The organism is Nioella nitratireducens (genome assembly GCF_001879715.1).
Lineage (GTDB): Bacteria > Pseudomonadota > Alphaproteobacteria > Rhodobacterales > Rhodobacteraceae > Nioella > Nioella nitratireducens.
In genome coordinates, this window is the sequence record NZ_MNBW01000009.1 from 171,467 (window position 1) to 190,895 (window position 19,429).

Below are 19,429 nucleotides of genomic sequence, written 5' to 3' on the forward strand. Positions count from 1 at the left end.
TCAGGGCGGGCCGTTTCCGTCGTCTGAGATCGGGATCAACCCAGAAGCCTGCGGGCGATCACCTGTGCCTGAATTTCGGCGGCGCCCTCGAAGATGTTGAGGATTCGCGCGTCGCAGAGGATGCGGCTGATCTTGTATTCCAGCGCGAAGCCATTGCCGCCATGGATCTGCAAGCCGTTGTCGGCAGCGGCCCATGCCACGCGGGCGCCAAGCAGTTTGGCCATCCCGGCCTCGAGGTCACAGCGCTTGTCGTGGTCCTTCTGCCAGGCGGAGTAATACGTCAGCTGACGGGCCACCATGATCTCGACCGCCATCATCGCCAGCTTGCCTGAAACGCGAGGGAAATCGACCAGAGACTTGCCGAACTGCTTGCGATCATTGGCGTATTGCATCGCGATTTCCAGCGCGGATTGGGCCACGCCAATGGCGCGGGCAGCGGTCTGGATGCGGGCGGATTCAAAGGTTTGCATCAATTGCTTGAAGCCTTGTCCGGTTTCGCCGCCCAGAAGGTTGCCTTCCTTTACCTTGAAGCCGTCAAAGCCAAGCTCGTATTCCTTCATGCCGCGATAGCCCAGAACCTCGATCTCGCCTCCGGTCATGCCGGGGGTGGGAAACGGGTCTTCGTCGGTGCCGGGGGTCTTTTCGGCAAGGAACATCGACAGGCCCCGGTGGTCGGTGGTCTCGGGATCGGTCCGGGCCAGCAGCGTCATCACATGGGTGCGCGCGGCGTGGGTGATCCATGTCTTGTTGCCAGTGATCTCCCAGCCCTCGTCGGTCTTGACCGCGCGGGTGCGGAGAGACCCGAGGTCAGAGCCGGTGTTGGGTTCGGTAAACACCGCCGTGGGCAGGATTTCCCCGCTGGCAATCTTGGGAAGCCACTGGGCCTTTTGGTCTTCGGTGCCGCCGCACAGGATGAGCTCAGCCGCGATTTCAGAGCGCGTGCCGAGGGAACCCACGCCGATGTAACCGCGGCTGAGCTCTTCCGAGACCACCACCATCGAGGCTTTGGACAGGCCGAAGCCGCCATATTCCTCGGGGATGGTCAGGCCGAATACGCCCATTTCGGCCAATTCCTCAATGATTTCCATCGGAATCAGCTCGTCTTTGAGGTGCCAGTTGTGGGCGTTGGGTTCGACTCGTTCGCGGGCGTAGCGGGAGAATTGCTCGCGGATCATTTCCAGCTCTTCATCAAGGCCGCTGGCGCCAAAACAGGTGGTGGAACCCGCTTTTTCCTGCATTAATTCAACGAGTTGGCTGCGCGCCGACTGGGTGTTTCCACCGGCGCAGAGGGTGTCGACCTGGGGGATGGCCAAATCGGCGGCGTCGAGGCCCATATCTTGCAGGCGCAGAATTTCGCCCTGGCTCATCGGGATGCCGCCGCGGATCTGGCTGAGATACTCGCCAAAGGCGATCTGGTGGAGCAGGTGTTCCATCTCGCCGAACTGGCCCGCCTCGCTCAATCGCGTGGCCCAGGCCTGCATCTGGCGCAGCGCCTCAACATAGGTGGCAAGCCATGCCAAACCGTGCGCGGCCATTTGATTTTCTTCGAGTTTCTTGCCCGACACGCGCCCATCTGCGCTGACCGTGTCGCGCAGCGTGGTCGTGGCCTGGTCGAGCAGCGCCTCAAGCGGCGCGATGGTCGCGCCGGTCAGGCTGAGAAGCTCGGGCAGAAGAGTGGCCTTGGTCGTTTCGGGCATGGTCGTTCCGTCATGCGGCATGGTCTGTCTCCGGTCTTTCGTGCTGGTGCAGAGATAATCCCTTCGCAGGTGCAGCGCAAGAATAATTCGTGCAACGCGACTTTCTGGACAATTTGTGTCTCACGCACTGTCCGTCGCCGGGCGTACACCCCCCGTACACCCCCTGTGCACCCCCCGTACAGACGCGGAGGCGTTTCTGTCGGGCAGGCGCACGCCGTGACCGCGGCCAAATTGGCCCACCTGTGATTGACTGTGCGGCCGCGCAGGGCGGGTTTGCAGATGCGGGGCCGCGCGGCTTGCGCTAGAGCATCGCCATCACCTGAGTGGAGACCCCGATGGGCGCCGTGCTGGAAACCCTGCCGATCACGATCCTTGCAGCCGCAATCGCGGTGACGATGTTCGGCGGCTTCGTAAAGGGCGCGGTCGGCTTTGCCCTGCCGCTGATCATGATGTCGGGTCTGGCGGCGATTCTGCCGCCCGAGGTGGCGCTGGCCGGGCTGATCATCCCCGCCATGGTCGCCAACATGTGGCAGGCGTTTCGGCAGGGGTTGGGTGGCGCGGTCGAGTCGGTCAAGCGGCACTGGCCCTTTATCGGGATCGTGCTGGTCTGCATGGCGATCAGTGCCCAATTGGTGCTGAGCCTGCCGCAATGGCTGTTCTTCACGGTGATCGGCGTGCCGATCTCGCTCTATTCGGCGTTGCAACTATTGGGCTGGCAATTGCGCGTGCCCACCGAGCGGCGGCGGCTTGCGGTCTGGTTGTTCGGAGGGCTGGCCGGGGTCTTTGGTGGCTTCTCGGCCATTTTCGGGCCGCCGACGGTGGCCTACCTGATCTCGCTGGACACCGAGAAATCGGAACAGGTGCGGGTGCAGGGGATGGTCTATTTCCTTGGTAACGTACTGCTCTTCGGCTCTCACCTGCGGTCGGGGGTGCTGAACGCCGACACGATCCCGTTTTCCCTGATGATGGTGGTGCCCGCCATGCTGGGCATGTGGATCGGGTTCCAGGTGCAGGACCGGATGGATCGGGCGACGTTCCTGAAGGCGACGCTGGTGGTTCTGCTGCTCGCCGGGCTGAATTTGGTGCGACGGGGGGTGATGTAGCCCGCAGCGCCGCATCCGCCCACAAAACAAGGGCCCGCCGGTTGGGCAGGCCCTTGCCTTTGTCCCGAACGCGGGATCAAGAAATCGCGGCGGCCTTCACATCGTCGTCGATGAACGGCACGTATTGCGCGAAGTTCTCGGCAAACATGTTGACCAGTTTCGCGGCCTGCGCGTCGTAGGCTTCGGGATCATCCCAGGTGCGGCGCGGGTCGAGCAGCACTTCGGCGACGCCGGGGCACTCGGTGGGAACCTCGAAGCCGAAATTGGCGTCCTTGCGGAACTCGGTCTCGTTCAGCGACCCGTCCAGCGCGGCGGTCAGCAGCGAGCGGGTAGCGCGGATCGGCATCCGGCTGCCGGTGCCGTAGGCGCCGCCGGTCCAGCCGGTGTTGACCAGCCAGCAGGTCGCGCCGTGACCGGCGATCTTTTCGCGCAGCAGGTTGCCGTAGACCTCGGGGCGGCGCGGCATGAAGGGGGCGCCAAAGCAGGTCGAGAAGGTCGGGATCGGTTCGAGCACGCCCACCTCGGTGCCCGGTGTCTTGGAGGTGAAGCCGGACAGGAAGTGATACATCGCCTGCGCGGGCGTCAGCCGGGCGATCGGGGGCAGAACCCCGAAGGCGTCACAAGTCAGAAGGATGATGTTTTTCGGATGGCCGCCAAGCGCGGTATCCGACGCGTTCGAGATGTAGTGCAGCGGGTAGGCGCAGCGCATGTTCTCGGTCAGGCTGCTGTCCTCGAAGTCCAGCTCCTTGGTGTACTCGTCATAGACCATGTTCTCGATGACGGTGCCGAATTTCTGGGTGGTGGCGTAGATTTCCGGCTCAGCCTCGGGGTTGAGGTTGATGGTCTTGGCGTAGCAGCCACCCTCGAAGTTGAAGATGCCCTTTTCGGACCAGCCATGTTCGTCATCGCCGATCAACACGCGGGACGGATCGGCGGAAAGCGTGGTTTTGCCGGTGCCCGAGAGACCGAAGAAAACGGCGGCATCCTCTGGGTCGTCGACGGCGTGGTTGGCCGAACAGTGCATGGCCATCACGTTGTTGCCGGGCAGAATGTAATTGAGCAGCGTGAACACCGATTTCTTGTTTTCGCCCGCATAGGCGGTGCCGCCGATCAGGATCAGCTTTTTCTCGAAGTTCAGTGCGATCACGGTTTCACTGCGGCAGCCGTGCCGAACCGGGTCGGCCTTGAAGCTGGGGCAGTTGACGATGGTGAATTCCGGCACGAAACTGGCCAGTTCCTCGGCTTCGGGGCGGCGCAACATGGTGCGGATGAAAAGACCGTGCCAAGCCAGTTCGGTCACCATGCGCACATCAAGGCGGTGTTCCGGGTCGGCGCCACCGAAAAGATCCTGCACGAAATATTCGCCGCCCTTCATGTGGTCGAGCATGTCGGCATAGAGCTGGTCGAAGGCGTCGGGGGCCATCGGCGTGTTGTTGTCCCACCAGATGGTGTCTTCGACGGCGGGGGTGCGCACGACGAACTTGTCCTTGGGGGAGCGGCCAGTGTGCCTGCCGGTTGAAACGAGGAAAGTCCCCCCCTGACCGAGCGTCCCTTCGTCGCGGCGAAGGGCGGCTTCCATCAGGGCCGGTTCGAGCAGGTTATAGTGAACCGTCCCGAGATCCGAAATGCCTTGGGCTTCCAGCGTTTGGGCCGGGTTCACGCGTCCTGTGGTCATTATGCAAGCTCCTGCGCCGTCTGGTCCTGGCGCCTTGAGTGATCCTTGAGAAGTGCGGTCGGATGGGCCGCTGGCGTAGCCGCCATATAACATGCCGCTTTCGGCGAGGAACAGGACGCAATCGCACAGTTAGCGCAACCAAGTTGAGGCAAAGGGCCTGTTAGCGCTGCCTTAACATTCCATCCTTAGAGAATCACGGGGCGGCAAAGGAGCGATTCTCAACTTAGAGATTGATTCAGAAGGCGGAAATGTAGGAGAATACGCAAAAAATAACATAACCGGGCAGCATAAGGACATATCACCATGTCGAGGATCGCACTTGTCGATGACGACAGGAATATTCTGACCTCCGTCGCCATGACCCTTGAAGCTGAGGGATTTGAGGTCGAAACCTATAACGACGGCCAGTCGGCCCTGGACGCTTTTTCGCGCCGGATGCCGGAGCTTGCCGTGCTGGACATCAAGATGCCGCGGATGGACGGCATGGACCTGTTGCAGCGCCTGCGCCAGAAATCCAAGGTGCCGGTGATCTTCCTCACCTCCAAGGATGATGAGATCGACGAGCTGATGGGCCTGCGGATGGGGGCCGACGATTACGTGCGCAAGCCCTTTTCGCAGCGTCTGCTGGTGGAACGCATCCGGTCGATCCTGCGCCGACAGGAGGCGATTGCCTCGGACGAGACCGGAACCCCGGAAGAAAGCCAGGTCATGGTGCGCGGTCCGCTGACGATGGACCCGCTGCGGCACGCGGTAACATGGCGCGGCAAGGACGTGTCGCTGACGGTGACCGAGTTTCTGCTGTTGCAGGCGCTGGCGCAACGGCCCGGTTTCGTAAAAAGCCGCGACCAGTTGATGGACGTGGCCTATGACGAGCAGGTCTATGTCGACGACCGCACAATTGACAGTCATATCAAACGCTTGCGTAAGAAGATGCGGGAAGCGGATGACGATTTTTCCGCCATCGAGACGCTTTACGGCATTGGGTATCGGTACAACGAAGAATAGTAGATGACATTGGCCTCCGACATCGGGACCACGGACCGCCGCGATCGGGCAGAGTCGCAGATCGTGCTTGGCGAAGACTGGGACCGTCCCGCGGGGGCGGTCGAGGCGGAATTGCGCAATGCGCGCGCCCGTCGCGGGCTGATGTCGCTCAACCGGTCGCCCTTGGCGCGAAAGATAATCGTGTTCAACCTGCTGGCGTTGATCGTGCTTGTGGCGGGCGTTCTGTTCCTCAATCCCTTCCGTGACAGCCTGGTGGTGCAGCGCGAACGCGCGCTGGCAACCGAGGCGCAACTGGTGGCCGAGGTCTTTCAGGCCAGCCTGCCGCGCACCGCCCCCGCCAACCTGCTGACCGGCGACGGGATCGACCCGGCCGAGGTGCTGGCCCGGATCGGCCTGTCGGACGGGGTGGATATCTACGTCTTCGCCCCCAACGAAACGCTGGTCGCCTCGACCGATTCCATTCAAACCGCCGCGGCGCATCCGGTGACCGGGCTTGGCGATGGCAATGGGCAGTCGCTGGTCATCACCGACTTTCTGAACCGCGTCTGGGATCTGCTGGCGCGGGTCATGTCCACCCAAGAGGCTGTGCCACCGACCGGCCCCGCGACCGAAGAGCTGGCGCGCGGGCTGGTGGCCGAGGCGCTGAATGGCAACACGGTGTTGCATGGTGGCAACGGTTTTGATGGCACCGTCTTTCTCGCCGCCTCGCCGATCACCGGCACGACCGGCCCCGCCGGCGTGGTGGCCGTGGCAACCGCCGCGGGCGAGATCGAGCAATTGGTCCGCGCCGAGCGCGAACAGATCCTGCAAATGTTCTTTGTCGCGCTGATGGTGTCGATCGGGCTGAGCCTTGTGCTGGCCTCGACCATCGCCAACCCGCTGTCGGACCTGTCGGCGGCGGCGGAACTGGGCCGCGACAAGAATGCCCGCAAGATGAGCCCGACCCGCGTGCGCATCCCCGATCTGACCGGACGCCCCGACGAGATCGGGCGACTGTCGGCGGCGCTGCGCGGCATGGTGGCCGCGCTCTATGACCGGATCGACGGCAACGAACAATTCGCCGCCGACGTGGCGCACGAAATCAAGAACCCGCTCGCCTCTCTGCGTTCGGCGGTTGGCACGATGCGGCTGGCCAAGACCGATGATCAACGCGGGCGGTTGCTGGACGTGATCGACCACGACGTGCGGCGGCTCGACCGGCTGGTGTCGGATATTTCCAACGCCTCGCGGCTCGATTCCGAGTTGGTGAAAGAGGATGCGGACGAGTTCGACCTGATCCACATGTTGGGCAACCTGACCCAGTATCACACCGAGGAAGCGAAGCAGCACGAGATCGAGTTCATCTCGGATCTGCCTGCGGAACCGGTGGTGCTGCACGGGCTGGAGGGGCGCTTGGCACAGGTTTTCGTCAACCTCATCACCAATGCCCTGTCCTTCTGCGAGGCGGGCGACGCGGTGCGGGTCTGGGCACGAAAACGCGAAAACCGGGTGCTGATCGTGGTCGAGGATACCGGCCCCGGCATCCCGGAAGAGGCGCTGACCAAGGTGTTCAACCGTTTCTACTCGGAACGCCCGGTGCAGCAATTCGGCGACCACTCGGGCCTTGGGCTGGCGATTTCCAAGCAGATCGTCGAGGCGCATGGCGGTGTGATCTGGGCCGAGAACATCCGCCCGACCGAGGCCGACATGATGTCGGAGCCGCTCGGTGCGCGCTTCGTCGTCGGCCTGCCGCTCTGAGCCTTGGACGCCCTGTTCGCCAGCTACACGGAAGCCGCCCCGGATGGGCGGCTTTTTTGCCGGGGCACGGGCGTGGCGTTGAACGGGCAGGGGGTGCTGATCCTCGGGGCCTCCGGGCGGGGCAAGACCCGGCTGGCATTCGAGCTCTTGGCGCTTGGGGCCGACCTGTTGGCCGATGATGGCGTGTGGCTGGATGGCGAAAATCGCCTGATCCGCCCCGACACCGCCCCCGCCCTGATCGAAGCGCGCGGGGTGGGGCTGTTGCGCGCCCGCCCGATCCAAAGGGCCCAGTTGGTGCTGGTGGTCAATCTTGACCGGGCCGACCCCGACCGCCTGCCCCCGCGACGAGAGGTCGCCGCGCCGGGCGGTGCGGTTCCATTGATCCTTGGGCGGGATCACCCTTTTCTGGCGCCTGTCTTGCACCATCTATTGCAAAACGGACGGGCGGAGTAACGCGATGAATAACGAAGACCACCCACGCGATGAAGAGGCGGCCCGCGTTGTCTTTGTCTCGGGTCCGTCCGGGGCCGGGCGCTCGACCGCGATCAAGGCGCTGGAGGATCTGGGGTTCGAGACCATCGACAACCTGCCGCTCAGCCTGCTGCCGCGCCTGTTGGACGGACCGCCGCCGTCGCGCCCGCTGGCCTTGGGCACCGATCCGCGCAATCGGGACTATAGCGCGCAGGCCGTGATCGCAGCGGTCGATCGGCTGACGGCGGACCCCGATATCCTTGCGGATCTGGTTTATCTGGATTGCGCGACAGAGGTGCTGGTGCGCCGCTATTCCGAGACCCGCCGCCGCCATCCGCTGGCACCCGAGGACAGGCCGATCCTTGGTATCGAGTTGGAACAGGACCTGCTGGCCCCGGTGCGGGCGCGGGCGGGTATCCTGATCGACACCTCCGAGATGACACCGCACGATCTGCGCGCCGAAGTGCAGCGCTGGTTCGCGCCGGACGGGCAGACGCTGGCCCTGTCGGTGCAGAGCTTTTCCTACAAGCGGGGCCTGCCGACCGGGGCCGATCTGGTGTTCGATTGCCGGTTCCTGCGCAATCCCTACTGGAACCCCGATCTGCGCAGTCTGGATGGGCGCGATGGCCCCGTGGTCGACTACATCACCGACGATCCGCGCTTTCATGCGTTCCTTGAACAGGTCACGACATTGGTCGAAACCCTGCTGCCCGCCTATCAGGACGAGGGCAAGGCGCATCTGACGGTTGCCTTCGGGTGCACCGGCGGGCAACACCGGTCGGTTGCCGTAACGGAAAAACTGGCCGCCCATCTTGCGCGCGCCGGGTGGCAGGTGTCTAAGAGACACAGGGAGATTGAACGCCGGGGAGCGACCCGCGCGCCGTAAGGGGCAAGGAAGCAGAACGTGATCGGCATCGTGATCGTGGCACATGGAGGTCTTGCGCGAGAGCTGCAAAATGCCGTCGAGCACGTGGTCGGCCAGCAGTCCGGTATGCTGTCCATTTCCATCGGCGCCGAGGATGACCGTGGCCGCCGCCAACGCGAGATCTGCGATGCCGCCGACGCGGTGGATACTGGCGATGGCGTGGTCGTGGTCACCGATATGTTCGGCGGCTCGCCCTCCAACCTGTCGCTGCGGGCCTGCCGCCCCTCGAATCGCAAGATCCTGACGGGGGTGAACCTGCCGATGCTGGTCAAACTCGCCAAATCGCGGAACCTGCCGGTCGATGAGGCCGTCGCCCGCGCCACCGAAGCCGGTCGGCGCTATATCAACAGCTTCGACGGAGCCCCGGAATGAGTGATGGCGTGACCCGCGACCTGAAGATCGAGAATGTCAAAGGACTGCATGCCCGGGCGTCCGCCAAGTTCGTGGAAGTGGTGGAAGATCATGACGCAACGGCAACCGTTCGCAAGGATGGGCTAAGTGCCGCTGGCGACTCGATCATGGGGCTTTTGATGTTGGCAGCCTCTCAGGGAACCACTATTGAGGTCGAAACGAACGGGCCAGACGCCGACAAGCTGATGGACGCCCTGTCGGTCTTGGTCGCAGACAAATTTGGCGAAGGCATGTAGGCTGAGACAGGGGAAAGAAAAAGGTAGGGAAGAGGTGACCGACGTCACGACGCCCAATCACCGGCGCCAAGGCCAGCCGGTGCAAACCCAATCCCCGGCCGTCTATGACCGCCGGAGTTTGACCTATGCCAACTCCTTCGACTCGCCGTTGCGGTCGACCTTGATCCGGGCGATGGAGTGGTTCAGCGGCAAGATCACCATTATCCGTCGCGTTCGCGAATTCGAACGCCGGGGGGCACCGCTGGGGCAGGCGTTCTGGCCTGCGACCATGGATGTCATGGGCATCGAGCTGCAAACGCCCGCGCATCAATTGGATCGCATCCCGTCCGAAGGGCCGGTGGTCTTTGTCGCAAACCACCCGCACGGGCTGGTCGATGGCATGATCCTGGCCGACCTGATCGGACGGCGGCGCGATGATTATCGCATTCTTACGCGTTCGCTGCTGACCGGCATCGACGAAAGCGCGGCGAGTTACATGATCCCCGTGCCGTTCCCGCACCAGCCCGATGCGCAGCGCGAGATGATCCGTATGCGTTCGGCCGCCATGGCCCATCTGGAAGAGAAGGGGTTGATTGCCCTGTTTCCCTCTGGGGTCGTGGCGACGTCCGAGTCGGCGTTTGGTCCGGTGATCGAGGCAGAGTGGAACGTGTTCACCGCCAAGATGATCCGCAAATCCGGGGCGACCATCGTGCCCTGTTTTTTCCAGGGCACCAACTCTCGCGCCTACCAGATTGCCAACCGCATCTCGCCGACATTGCGGCAGGGGCTGTTGCTGCACGAGGTGGTCAAGAGCTTCGACAAGCCGCAGGCCCCGATCATCGGCCATCCCATCACCCCCGATGAATGGGAAGAGCCGATCAAGGCGCCTCGCAAGTTCATGGCGCGGTTGCGCGAACACACGCTGTCGCTGAAAGCCGATCCCGACAAGACAATCTGAACGTCCCCGCTATCGGGTGCCGGGCGTGTCCCGGTGCCCCCCGCACCTCGCATGGGCATGGGGGCTGCCCAGATGGAAGAGGCGCGTGTGTCAGCGCGTGGGAACAGGTGTCTCGCCACGGTAGTCGTAGAAGCCGCGCTGAGTCTTGCGGCCAAGCCAGCCGGCCTCGACATATTTGGTCAACAGCGGGCAGGGGCGATACTTGGTGTCGGCCAGACCGTCATGCAACACGTTCATGATCGCAAGGCAGGTGTCGAGGCCGATGAAATCGGCCAGTTCCAGCGGCCCCATCGGGTGGTTCGCGCCCAGCTTCATCGCTTCGTCAATCGACTTCACGTTGCCGACACCTTCGTAAAGGGTATAGACCGCCTCGTTGATCATCGGCATCAGGATGCGGTTGACGATGAAGGCCGGAAAATCTTCGGCGCTGGAGGCGGTCTTGCCGATCCGATCGACCACGGCGAGGCAGGATTTATACGTCTCTTCATCGGTGGCGATGCCGCGGATCAGTTCCACCAATTGCATCACCGGCACCGGGTTCATGAAGTGGAACCCCATGAATTTTTCCGGCCGGTCTGTGCGGCTGGCCAACCGCGTGATCGAGATCGACGACGTGTTCGAGGTGAGGATGGTGTGCGGCTTGAGATGTGGCAGCAGGTCTTCGAAGATCGCCTGCTTGACGGTTTCCCGCTCGGTCGCGGCCTCGATGATCAGGTCGCAGGGGCCAAGGTCGGTCAGGGTCAGGGTGGTCTTGATCCGGGCCAGCGAGGCGGCCTTTTCCTCGGCGCTGATCTTTTCGCGGCTGACCTGCCGGTCGAGGTTACGCTCGATCAGGGACATTGCCTTGTCGATGCTGTCCTGCGAGATGTCCGTCATCAGAACATCGTAACCGGCCAGCGCGCAGACATGGGCGATGCCGTTGCCCATCTGACCTGCGCCCACGATCCCGATCTTCTGAATGTCCATGTCCCGTCCCTCCGATCAGTGTTTTCGCGCGCACCATAGGCGTCCGGTGGCGGGGCAGACAAGCGCAAACGGTGCGTCGGTTTGTTCGAAAAATCCCGGCAAACTTGCCGTTTAGCCTTTTGGCAACGGGTGCCGCCCAAGCTGGACACGGGTGAGTCGAACTATGGGTGGAGCAAGCTGATGAGCTATGCACAAACGGGGCATGGCCCCCTTGATTATCAACCGTGCCAGTATGACGGATCGCCGATGACGTTCCGGGGGCCAAAGGCGGGGCTGGATCAGTCTTTCGTGCTGTGTCTGGGCGGGTCGGAAACCTTCGGGAAATTCACGCCAGAGCCCTATCCCGACCAACTGGCCAAGGTGCTTGGTCGGCGCGTGGTGAACATGGGTGCGATGAACGCGGGCGTTGACCTGTTGCTATATGACGCCGCGATCACCGGCGCCGCCGCGCGGGCCGAAGCGGTGGTGCTGCAACTGCCGGGCGCGGCCAATCTGAGCAACCGTTTCTTCACAGTGCATCCACGCCGCAACGACAGGTTTGTAAAGGCTTCGACCATGCTGCGCACGATCTATCGCGAGGTGGATTTTACCGAGTTTCATTTTACGCGCCACATGTTGACCGCGTTGCGGCGCCGGTCCGAGGACCGGTTTTCCATTATCCTGCAAGAGTTACGAGAGGCGTGGCAGGCGCGGATGATCCGGGTTCTGTCGCAGATCGAGGTGCCGGTGCACCTGCTGTGGTTGTCGCAGCGGGCACCGGACGATGACCCGCTTGGCGGCGACGATCTGGGGGACGATCCGCTTTTCGTGGACGGGGAGATGCTGGACACGGTGGCACGCCACGCGGCCAGCACCAGCGTATGCGTCACGCCCACGGATGCGCGGGCCCCGGCGCAGCGCGGCATGTATTTCGGACGCGGAGAGGACGAAGCCGCGCGGCTGATGCCGGGACCGGCCGATCATGCGCGGGTGGCCGGGCAACTGGCGGCGGTGCTGACATGAAAAAGGCCCGCCGGGTCGGGCGGGCCTTTTGCGAAGGTGATGTCGTGGGGCTCAGCCGAGCTTTTCGGTGAGGGCCGGCACAGCGGTGAAGAGGTCGGCAACCAGGCCGTAATCGGCGACCTGGAAAATCGGGGCCTCTTCGTCCTTGTTGATCGCGACGATGATCTTGGAGTCCTTCATCCCCGCGAGGTGCTGGATCGCACCCGAGATGCCGACCGCTATGTACAGGTCGGGGGCGACCACCTTGCCGGTCTGGCCCACCTGCCAGTCGTTCGGCGCAAAGCCCGAATCGACAGCGGCGCGCGAGGCCCCGACGGCGGCACCAAGCTTGTCGGCAAGTGCTTCGATGATCTTGAAGTCCTCTTCCGAGCCGACGCCACGCCCACCCGACACGACGATGCCAGCACTGGTCAGCTCGGGGCGGTCGCTTTCGGCCACCTTGTCTTCAACCCATTGAGACAGCGCCGGACTATCTGCCGCACCGATGGTCTCGATCGGCGCTGCCGCCTGCTCGCCCGCTGCATCGAAGGTCGAGGTCCGGAAGCTGATAACCTTCTTTTCATCTTTCGAGCGCACGGTCTGCACCGCGTTGCCCGCGTAGATCGGGCGCTCGAACGTGTTGGCGTCCACAACACCGGAGGCATCGGAAATCACCATCGCGTCCAGCAGCGCCGCGACGCGCGGCAGCACGTTCTTGGCATCCGTTGTAGCGGGTGCCACGATGTGTTCGTAGTCGCCAGCCAGCGACACGATCAGCGCCGCAGTCGGTTCCGCCAGACGGTGACCGAGCGAGGCATCTTCGGCGACCAGCACCTTGGCCACGCCGTCGATCTTGGCGGCGGCCTCACCGGCTGCGGCGGCAGACGCGCCGGCGCACAGAACGGTCACGTCGCCCAGTTTGGACGCGGCGGTCACGGCCTTGGCGGTGGCGTCCAGCGCCAATTCACCATCGGTGACTTCAGCAAGGAGAAGAACAGCCATTACACAGCCCCCGCTTCTTTGAGTTTGGCCACAAGCTCATCGACAGAGCCCACGATTTCACCGGCCTTGCGGGCCTCGGGCTCGGTCGTCGAGACGATTTCGAGCCGCGGCGCGACATCGACGCCGTAATCGGCGGCGGTCTTTTCTTCCAAAGGCTTTTTCTTGGCCTTCATGATGTTGGGCAAGCTCGCATAGCGCGGTTCGTTCAGGCGCAGGTCAACGGTGACGATGGCGGGCATGGTCACGCTGATCGTTTGCAGACCGCCATCCACCTCGCGGGTGACCTTGGCGCCATCGCCGTCGATTTCGAGGGCCGAGGCGAAGGTGGCTTGCGACCAACCCAAAAGTGCCGACAGCATCTGGCCGGTGGCGTTCATGTCGTTGTCGATCGCCTGCTTACCGCAGAGCACGAGGCCGGGCGCCTCTTCTTCGACAACCTTGGCAAGGATCTTGGCGACGGCGAGCGGTTCGATATCGGTGTGCACGTCATCGGCAGCGACGACCAGAATGGCGCGGTCCGCGCCCATGGCCAACGCCGTGCGCAGGGTTTCCTGGCTCTGTTTCACGCCAATCGAGACGGCGATAACCTCGTCGGCCTTGCCCGCTTCCTTCAAGCGGATCGCCTCTTCAACGGCAATCTCGTCAAACGGGTTCATCGACATCTTCACATTCGCCAGATCGACCCCGCTCCCGTCCGCCTTCACGCGAACTTTCACGTTGTAGTCGATCACGCGTTTGACCGGTACGAGTACCTTCATTTCCACGTCTCTCCTGTAATGGCCCCCGAGGCACGGCCCCGGGAAAGTCATGCTACCCTGCGGTTGTTACCGGTTCGAATCGCGTGATGACAGGTCAAAATCGACGCGTTCGGCCAATTGGACGCCGCGTTTTTGCCGACAACGGGCTGTTGATGACGGATCGGGGACCAGGGCGGCGCATGGGCAGGTTGGCCCCCGGAAAGGGCCGGTATAGAAAAATGGTCGGGATTCGGGGGGGCCTGCGGCGCGGGCCGCCGTGATGGCCGGGTGCCCCGCGTTATCCGGGGCACCGAACCCGCCAGAGCAGGCGATCAACGGTTGGCGCCGGGAACCCAGAGCACATCCTTGCGGCCGTCATCGTTGCACAAGCGGGCGGCGACAAAGAACCAGTCGGACAGGCGGTTGAGGTATTTCACCGCCGCCGGGTTCACCTGTTCGACGGTCGACAATTCCACGGTCATCCGCTCTGCGCGCCGGGCCACTGTCCGGCACAGGTGCAGATGGGCCGCGGCAGGTGAACCGCCAGGCAGGATGAAGCTGCGCAGCGGTTCCAGCCGCTCGTTCATGGCGTCTATTTCGGCTTCCAGACGGTCCACCTGAGAGGGCACCATGCGCAGCGGAGGGTAATCTGCCTCGGCGTCTTTCTGCATATCCGGGCGGCAAAGATCCGCCCCGAGGTCGAACAGGTCGTTCTGGATCGCGGCCAGTTGGGCATCCATGGCGTCCATCACGTGCAGCCGGGCCATTCCGAGCGTTGCGTTCAGCTCGTCCACTGTGCCGTAGGCGGTGACGCGGGGCGAGAATTTCTCGACTCGTTCGCCATTTCCAAGGGCCGTTTGCCCGGTGTCGCCGCTGCGGGTGTAGATCTTGTTCAGAACGACCATCCGTCAGCCTCCGTAGCCGCGGATCATGACGAAGGCGGTGATCAGGATCACGGCCACGAATTGTGCGGCCAGACGCCAGCGCATGATCTTGTTGGCGTTGCGGCGGTTGAAATCGCCGCCGCGGGTAAAGGTGCCGATCCCGAAAAGCAGGATAATCGCGACCGCCACCGTGGCGATCAGCGCAAGCACGAAGAATGTATTTTCCATGGCGGTCCTTTCCGGGCCCTACCGTCTGGTCTGACGGGCCCCTGTGCGCGGTCTTTGATCCCTACCTAGGCCGCTGCGGACCAAAAGCGAAGGGAATTTGGGGAAATCGGACTGTGGTCATGTGACCCGCCGGGCGAGCCAGTCAAAAGCGCGGGTCGGCAGAACCCGATCCAGCACGCAGGCCAGTTCCGCCAGCTTGGTAACCCGATAGCGGGGGCGGGGGCGGGGCGATTCGAGGGCGTGGATCAGTTTGCGCGTCACCGCCGAGGGCGGCACTTCGAGATGTGCCACCGCGCTGCGGCCCTGCGCCTTGGCCAGCATCGTCGTTCTGTAGTCTTCGGCCCGGACCGAGCCTTCCCAGTCGATCCATTTCTGCATCTGGTGGCCAGAATTTTCGCCGAACCTTGTCGTGATCAGGCCGGGCTGGATCAGGCTGACTGCGATCCCGGTGTCGTGCAGTTCTTGCCGCAAGCTGTCGGTCAGACCTTCCAGCCCGTGCTTGGTGGCGATGTAGGCGCCGCGCCACGGCACCGCGACATAGCCGAAGACCGAGGTGCAGTTCACGATCCGCCCGTGGCCCTGCGCCCGCATCACCGGGACAAGCTGTTGGGTCAGGTCATGCGGGCCGATCAGGTTGGCCTGAAGGATGGCCTCGAACGCGGCGCGGGGCAGATCCTCGACCAGCCCCGGAATGCCATAGGCGCCATTGTTGTAAAGCGCGTCCAGGCGTCCACCGGTCGCCTCCAACACCTCGGCTACGGTCGATGCGATGCTGTCGGCGTCTTCGTAGTCGAGGCGCGGGCTGGCAAAACCCTCGGCGCGCAGGCGGTCGCAATCTTCGGGCTTGCGGCAACTGGCAAAGACCTGCCAGCCGCGGTCGCGCAAGGTATGCGCCGCGTCATGGCCGATACCGGAGGAACAGCCGGTGATGAGGATGCTGCGGGTCATGGGCGGGTCTTCCTGCGCGGGGCGGTCTGGGACAAGGGGTAGGGGCTTCGCAAGACTGGTGCAAGGCTCGGGGCGGCTCCTCCGCCCGGCAGTTGCGGCACCTTCGGTCGATGACTGGCTGCCCGTATGGACGAGGCGCAGCACATCCCTGCTTTACCAGCCCTCGTGGTTTCGCGTATCACGGATACCAAATGACAGAGCAGACAATGTCCGAAGATCCCCGCGAAACAGCCGAACCCCTGCGCCGTGCCATTGGCTCGCGCTATCTGCAATATGCGCTTTCCACCATCATGCATCGGGCCCTGCCCGACGCGCGCGATGGGTTGAAGCCAGTGCATCGGCGCATCTTGTATGCGATGCGCGAGTTGCGGCTCGCCTCGAACGGGGGGTTCCGCAAATCGGCCAAGATCTCGGGCGATGTGATGGGCAACTATCACCCGCACGGCGATGCCGCGATCTACGACGCCATGGCGCGTCTGGCGCAGGATTTCACCATTCGCTACCCGCTGGTGGACGGGCAGGGCAACTTTGGCAACATCGACGGCGATAACCCGGCCGCCAGCCGCTATACCGAGGCGCGCATGACGGCGGTCGCCGAGGCCCTGCTGGAAGGGTTGACCGAAAACGCCGTCGATTTCCGCGACAACTACGATGGCACCTTGCAGGAACCCGAGGTTCTGCCCGCGGCCCTGCCCAACCTGCTGGCCAATGGATCAAGCGGGATTGCCGTGGGCATGGCCACCAACATCCCGCCGCACAACGTGGATGAACTGATCGCCGCCAGCCTGCATTTGATCAAGGCACCCGATGCGCGCGACGAAACGCTGCTGACCTACATTCACGGGCCCGATTTCCCGACCGGCGGCATCATCGTCGAGCCGCCGGAAAGCATGGCCGAGACCTATCGCACCGGGCGCGGCGCTTTCCGGCTGCGGGCGCGGCACGAGATCGAGGATCTGGGGCGCGGTCAGTGGCAGATCGTGGTCACCGAGATTCCCTATCAGGTGCAGAAATCCAAGCTGATCGAAAAGATCGCCGAGCTGATCCAGACCAAGAAGATTCCGATTCTGGCCGACGTGCGCGACGAGAGTGCCGACGACATCCGCATCGTGCTGGAACCGCGTTCCAAGAACGTCGACGCCGACATCCTGATGGGCACGCTTTTTCGAAACTCGGATCTGGAGATCCGCTTCAACCTGAACATGAACGTGCTGATCGACGGGCGCACCCCCAAGGTGTGCAGCCTGAAAGAGGTGCTGCGCGCCTTTCTCGATCACCGGCGCGAGGTGTTGATCCGCCGCTCGACCCACCGGATGGAAAAGATCGACCATCGGCTGGAAGTGCTGGAAGGCTTCATCATCACCTTCCTCAATCTTGACCGGGTGATCGACATCATCCGCTACGATGACGACCCCAAGGGCGCACTGATGCGCGAGACCTGGGGCGTGCCGCATGTGCGGGCCACGAGCGAGGCCGACTATGTGACCCCGGCCCCCGGCGACGGGGAACTGACCGAGGTGCAGGCGGAGGCGATCCTCAACATGCGCCTGCGCAGCTTGCGCCGGCTCGAAGAGATGGAGCTGCTGAAAGAGCGCGACGCCCTGATGGAAGAGCGCGCCGGCCTCGACGATCTCCTGTCCCGCGAAGAACTGCAATGGGCTCGGATCGCCGAAGAGCTGCGCGAGGTGCGCAAGCAATTCGGCAAGGGCACCGAGTTCGGAAAGCGCCGCACAACTTTCGCCGAGGCGGGCCAGATCGAAGACGTGCCGCTGGAAGCCATGATCGAACGCGAGCCGATCACCGTGGTCCTGTCCAAGATGGGCTGGATTCGCGCGATGAAGGGCCATGTGGCGCTGGATGGCGAGTTCAAATACAAGGACGGCGACGAAGGCCGCTTCCTGCTTCATGCCGAGACCACCGACAAGATTCTGCTCTTTGGCAACAATGGCCGGTTTTACACGATTGCCGCCAGCACCCTGCCCGGCGGGCGCGGTATGGGCGAGCCTGTGCGCCTGATGGTCGATATTCCCAACGAGGTCGAGATCGTCGATCTGCTGATTCACCAACCCGGCGCCAAGCTGCTGGTGGCCTCGTCGGCGGGCGACGGTTTCCTTGTGGCCGAGGCGGATGTGCTGGCGCAGACGCGGTCTGGCAAGCAGGTGCTGAACGTGCGCGGCGACGTCAAGGCGCGGGTCTGCACGCGCATTGCCGAGGGCGACGATCACATCGCCTGTGTCGGCGAGAACCGCAAGGTTCTGGTCTTTGCCATGGAAGAGCTGCCCGAAATGGGCCGGGGCAAGGGCGTCCGGTTGCAGAAATACAAGGACGGCGGCCTGTCCGACGCGCGCAGCTTCGTGATGGCCGAGGGACTGTCATGGCACGACCCGGCAGGGCGCACCCGGACCGAGACCGATCTGGCGGAATGGATGGGCAAACGGGCTGGCACCGGGCGCATGGCGCCGCGCGGCTTCCCGAGGAACAATCGGTTCACCTGATCGGCGGGCGCATGGTGGCAGTTGGCACGGAAGTCACGATTTCTTGCGCATAGGCGGGCTGTTTCGGCCCATTGATTGCACCGCGACCACGCCTGCGGTATCCGGGACCGGCTGCCATCGAGGAGAAGCCTATGCGCACCCTTATTCGCCTGACCCTGCTGGGAATGGTCCTGATCCTCGGGGCCTGCGCCGCGACGGACCCGTTGGAGGAAGAGTTGCCTGACATGGGCGACTTCCAGCTTGGTTACAATATCGTGGTGGCCGACAACATGCAGCAGGTGCCCCCCTCTCGCACGGCGACCGAAGAGGAATGGGTGCAGGCGCTGACCGCCGAGATCGACCGCCGGTTCGGTGGCTATGACGGTGACCGGCTCTATCACATCGCGCTGCATGTCGATGCGTATTCGCTGGCGCCCCCGGGGATTCCGGTGGTCTTGCAGCCGCGCTCGATCCTCGTGATCAGCGCCAATGTGTGGGACGATGAGCTTCAGGCAAAACTGCACGACGAGCCCGAGCAGTTGACGATTTTCGAGGGCACGTCGGCCGACACGTTCCTTGTCGGTTCCGGCATCGCCCGCTCGCGCGAAGAGCAGATGCAGGTGCTGGCGCGCAATGCGGCCCGGCGGGTGCAATTGTGGATGCTGGAGCATCCCGAGTGGTTCTCGATTGATGAAGAAGCCGCTGCGGCCGCGCAGGCCGAGCTTGCGCAAGCGGTGGCCGAGGTCGAGCAGCCGGTTGAGATCCCTGAAGATCCGGCGGCGGCAGACGCAGCCCAGTAACGTCCGGCCTGAAAACGGACCGGATACCCCGCAAGGGTCAACTGCCCCTTGATTTTTCCTGCGCGCCTGAGTAACGAGCGCGCGACGTTGAACCGGGGCCCGGCGGCCCCCCCAGACCACGAGGCGCCTAAGGCTATGGCTAAGGAAAAGTTTGAGCGCGGCAAGCCGCACTGTAACATCGGCACGATCGGTCACGTTGACCACGGCAAGAC

General features: G+C 63.5%; 19 protein-coding genes and 1 pseudogene. 12 read left to right on the top strand and 8 right to left on the bottom strand.

The window, feature by feature from the left end:
- Positions 1-35: 35 nt before the first annotated feature.
- On the bottom strand, positions 36-1,718 hold the full coding sequence (locus BKY27_RS11260) for an acyl-CoA dehydrogenase family protein (RefSeq protein ID WP_071674577.1): 1,683 nt from the start codon (positions 1,716-1,718) through the stop codon (positions 36-38).
- A 314-nt stretch (positions 1,719-2,032) separates the two neighbouring features.
- Between BKY27_RS11260 and BKY27_RS11265 the strand changes: the two genes are divergently transcribed.
- Positions 2,033-2,800, top strand: coding sequence for a sulfite exporter TauE/SafE family protein (locus tag BKY27_RS11265; protein WP_071674578.1), 768 nt, complete (start codon positions 2,033-2,035; stop codon positions 2,798-2,800).
- Between the two features lie 76 nt (positions 2,801-2,876).
- Here BKY27_RS11265 and BKY27_RS11270 read toward each other — a convergent pair whose 3' ends face one another.
- Positions 2,877-4,475, bottom strand: coding sequence for a phosphoenolpyruvate carboxykinase (locus BKY27_RS11270; protein ID WP_071674579.1), 1,599 nt, complete (start codon positions 4,473-4,475; stop codon positions 2,877-2,879).
- Positions 4,476-4,778: 303 nt separating this feature from the next.
- On the opposite strand from BKY27_RS11270, the gene BKY27_RS11275 reads away from it, so the two are divergent.
- Genes BKY27_RS11275 through BKY27_RS11305 form a run of 7 tightly spaced genes read left to right on the top strand, consistent with a single transcriptional unit; the run spans position 4,779 to position 10,197 of the window.
- Positions 4,779-5,480, top strand: a complete 702-nt coding sequence (locus tag BKY27_RS11275; RefSeq protein ID WP_071674580.1) for a response regulator transcription factor — start codon at positions 4,779-4,781, stop codon at positions 5,478-5,480.
- A gap of 3 nt (positions 5,481-5,483) precedes the next feature.
- Positions 5,484-7,217, top strand: a complete 1,734-nt coding sequence (locus BKY27_RS11280) for a sensor histidine kinase (protein WP_071674581.1) — start codon at positions 5,484-5,486, stop codon at positions 7,215-7,217.
- 3 nt (positions 7,218-7,220) lie between these two features.
- On the top strand, positions 7,221-7,670 hold the full coding sequence (locus BKY27_RS11285; RefSeq protein WP_233491819.1) for a serine kinase: 450 nt from the start codon (positions 7,221-7,223) through the stop codon (positions 7,668-7,670).
- 4 nt (positions 7,671-7,674) lie between these two features.
- A complete protein-coding gene (gene rapZ, locus BKY27_RS11290) occupies positions 7,675-8,574 on the top strand; it encodes an RNase adapter RapZ (protein WP_071674582.1) in 900 nt (299 codons plus the stop codon).
- Positions 8,575-8,592: 18 nt separating this feature from the next.
- A complete protein-coding gene (locus BKY27_RS11295; protein ID WP_071674583.1) occupies positions 8,593-8,985 on the top strand; it encodes a PTS sugar transporter subunit IIA in 393 nt (130 codons plus the stop codon).
- Positions 8,982-9,260, top strand: a complete 279-nt coding sequence (locus tag BKY27_RS11300; protein WP_071674584.1) for an HPr family phosphocarrier protein — start codon at positions 8,982-8,984, stop codon at positions 9,258-9,260. Before BKY27_RS11295 ends, BKY27_RS11300 begins: the two co-directional genes overlap by 4 nt.
- A 34-nt stretch (positions 9,261-9,294) precedes the next feature.
- Positions 9,295-10,197, top strand: a complete 903-nt coding sequence (locus tag BKY27_RS11305; protein ID WP_071674585.1) for a lysophospholipid acyltransferase family protein — start codon at positions 9,295-9,297, stop codon at positions 10,195-10,197.
- Positions 10,198-10,287: 90 nt separating this feature from the next.
- On the opposite strand, the gene BKY27_RS11310 is transcribed toward BKY27_RS11305, so the two are convergent.
- Positions 10,288-11,163: a 3-hydroxybutyryl-CoA dehydrogenase gene (locus tag BKY27_RS11310; RefSeq protein ID WP_071674586.1), complete on the bottom strand. Its 876-nt coding sequence runs from the start codon at positions 11,161-11,163 to the stop codon at positions 10,288-10,290.
- Positions 11,164-11,343: 180 nt separating this feature from the next.
- Between BKY27_RS11310 and BKY27_RS11315 the strand changes: the two genes are divergently transcribed.
- Positions 11,344-12,165, top strand: a complete 822-nt coding sequence (locus BKY27_RS11315) for a DUF6473 family protein (protein ID WP_071674587.1) — start codon at positions 11,344-11,346, stop codon at positions 12,163-12,165.
- 51 nt (positions 12,166-12,216) lie between these two features.
- Here the strand turns inward: BKY27_RS11315 and BKY27_RS11320 are convergent, their stop codons facing one another.
- The 5 genes from BKY27_RS11320 to BKY27_RS11340 all read right to left on the bottom strand — a co-directional run bounded on the left by BKY27_RS11320 (position 12,217) and on the right by BKY27_RS11340 (position 15,943).
- Positions 12,217-13,146: an electron transfer flavoprotein subunit alpha/FixB family protein gene (locus BKY27_RS11320; protein WP_071674588.1), complete on the bottom strand. Its 930-nt coding sequence runs from the start codon at positions 13,144-13,146 to the stop codon at positions 12,217-12,219.
- The gene (locus tag BKY27_RS11325; RefSeq protein ID WP_071674589.1) at positions 13,146-13,904 is read right to left on the bottom strand and encodes an electron transfer flavoprotein subunit beta/FixA family protein; all 759 of its coding nucleotides are present in this window, start codon (positions 13,902-13,904) and stop codon (positions 13,146-13,148) included. Before BKY27_RS11325 ends, BKY27_RS11320 begins: the two co-directional genes overlap by 1 nt.
- A gap of 311 nt (positions 13,905-14,215) precedes the next feature.
- Positions 14,216-14,788, bottom strand: a complete 573-nt coding sequence (locus tag BKY27_RS11330) for a cob(I)yrinic acid a,c-diamide adenosyltransferase (RefSeq protein WP_071674590.1) — start codon at positions 14,786-14,788, stop codon at positions 14,216-14,218.
- Positions 14,789-14,791: 3 nt separating this feature from the next.
- Positions 14,792-14,995 (bottom strand): twin transmembrane helix small protein, encoded by a 204-nt coding sequence (locus BKY27_RS11335; RefSeq protein WP_071674591.1) that lies wholly within the window; start codon positions 14,993-14,995, stop codon positions 14,792-14,794.
- A 117-nt stretch (positions 14,996-15,112) separates the two neighbouring features.
- Positions 15,113-15,943 (bottom strand): SDR family NAD(P)-dependent oxidoreductase, encoded by an 831-nt coding sequence (locus BKY27_RS11340; protein ID WP_071674592.1) that lies wholly within the window; start codon positions 15,941-15,943, stop codon positions 15,113-15,115.
- Between the two features lie 191 nt (positions 15,944-16,134).
- Between BKY27_RS11340 and BKY27_RS11345 the strand changes: the two genes are divergently transcribed.
- From BKY27_RS11345 to BKY27_RS19930, 3 genes and pseudogenes are all read left to right on the top strand, one after another.
- Positions 16,135-18,438 (top strand): DNA topoisomerase IV subunit A, encoded by a 2,304-nt coding sequence (locus BKY27_RS11345; protein ID WP_071674593.1) that lies wholly within the window; start codon positions 16,135-16,137, stop codon positions 18,436-18,438.
- 131 nt (positions 18,439-18,569) lie between these two features.
- A complete protein-coding gene (locus BKY27_RS11350) occupies positions 18,570-19,217 on the top strand; it encodes a hypothetical protein (RefSeq protein ID WP_071674594.1) in 648 nt (215 codons plus the stop codon).
- A gap of 135 nt (positions 19,218-19,352) precedes the next feature.
- Positions 19,353-19,429 (top strand): annotated as a pseudogene (locus BKY27_RS19930) (GTP-binding protein); the annotation flags it as partial.

What these genes read in the sequence shown, in the direction of transcription:
- BKY27_RS11260 (WP_071674577.1), bottom strand. Translation starts at nt 1,718, where the DNA reads ATGCCGCATGACGGAACGACCATGCCCGAAACGACCAAGGCCACTCTT.
- BKY27_RS11265 (WP_071674578.1), top strand. Translation starts at nt 2,033, where the DNA reads ATGGGCGCCGTGCTGGAAACCCTGCCGATCACGATCCTTGCAGCCGCA.
- BKY27_RS11270 (WP_071674579.1), bottom strand. Translation starts at nt 4,475, where the DNA reads ATGACCACAGGACGCGTGAACCCGGCCCAAACGCTGGAAGCCCAAGGC.
- BKY27_RS11275 (WP_071674580.1), top strand. Translation starts at nt 4,779, where the DNA reads ATGTCGAGGATCGCACTTGTCGATGACGACAGGAATATTCTGACCTCC.
- BKY27_RS11280 (WP_071674581.1), top strand. Translation starts at nt 5,484, where the DNA reads ATGACATTGGCCTCCGACATCGGGACCACGGACCGCCGCGATCGGGCA.
- rapZ (WP_071674582.1), top strand. Translation starts at nt 7,675, where the DNA reads ATGAATAACGAAGACCACCCACGCGATGAAGAGGCGGCCCGCGTTGTC.
- BKY27_RS11300 (WP_071674584.1), top strand. Translation starts at nt 8,982, where the DNA reads ATGAGTGATGGCGTGACCCGCGACCTGAAGATCGAGAATGTCAAAGGA.
- BKY27_RS11310 (WP_071674586.1), bottom strand. Translation starts at nt 11,163, where the DNA reads ATGGACATTCAGAAGATCGGGATCGTGGGCGCAGGTCAGATGGGCAAC.
- BKY27_RS11315 (WP_071674587.1), top strand. Translation starts at nt 11,344, where the DNA reads ATGAGCTATGCACAAACGGGGCATGGCCCCCTTGATTATCAACCGTGC.
- BKY27_RS11320 (WP_071674588.1), bottom strand. Translation starts at nt 13,146, where the DNA reads ATGGCTGTTCTTCTCCTTGCTGAAGTCACCGATGGTGAATTGGCGCTG.
- BKY27_RS11325 (WP_071674589.1), bottom strand. Translation starts at nt 13,904, where the DNA reads ATGAAGGTACTCGTACCGGTCAAACGCGTGATCGACTACAACGTGAAA.
- BKY27_RS11330 (WP_071674590.1), bottom strand. Translation starts at nt 14,788, where the DNA reads ATGGTCGTTCTGAACAAGATCTACACCCGCAGCGGCGACACCGGGCAA.
- BKY27_RS11335 (WP_071674591.1), bottom strand. Translation starts at nt 14,995, where the DNA reads ATGGAAAATACATTCTTCGTGCTTGCGCTGATCGCCACGGTGGCGGTC.
- BKY27_RS11340 (WP_071674592.1), bottom strand. Translation starts at nt 15,943, where the DNA reads ATGACCCGCAGCATCCTCATCACCGGCTGTTCCTCCGGTATCGGCCAT.
- BKY27_RS11345 (WP_071674593.1), top strand. Translation starts at nt 16,135, where the DNA reads ATGACAGAGCAGACAATGTCCGAAGATCCCCGCGAAACAGCCGAACCC.
- BKY27_RS11350 (WP_071674594.1), top strand. Translation starts at nt 18,570, where the DNA reads ATGCGCACCCTTATTCGCCTGACCCTGCTGGGAATGGTCCTGATCCTC.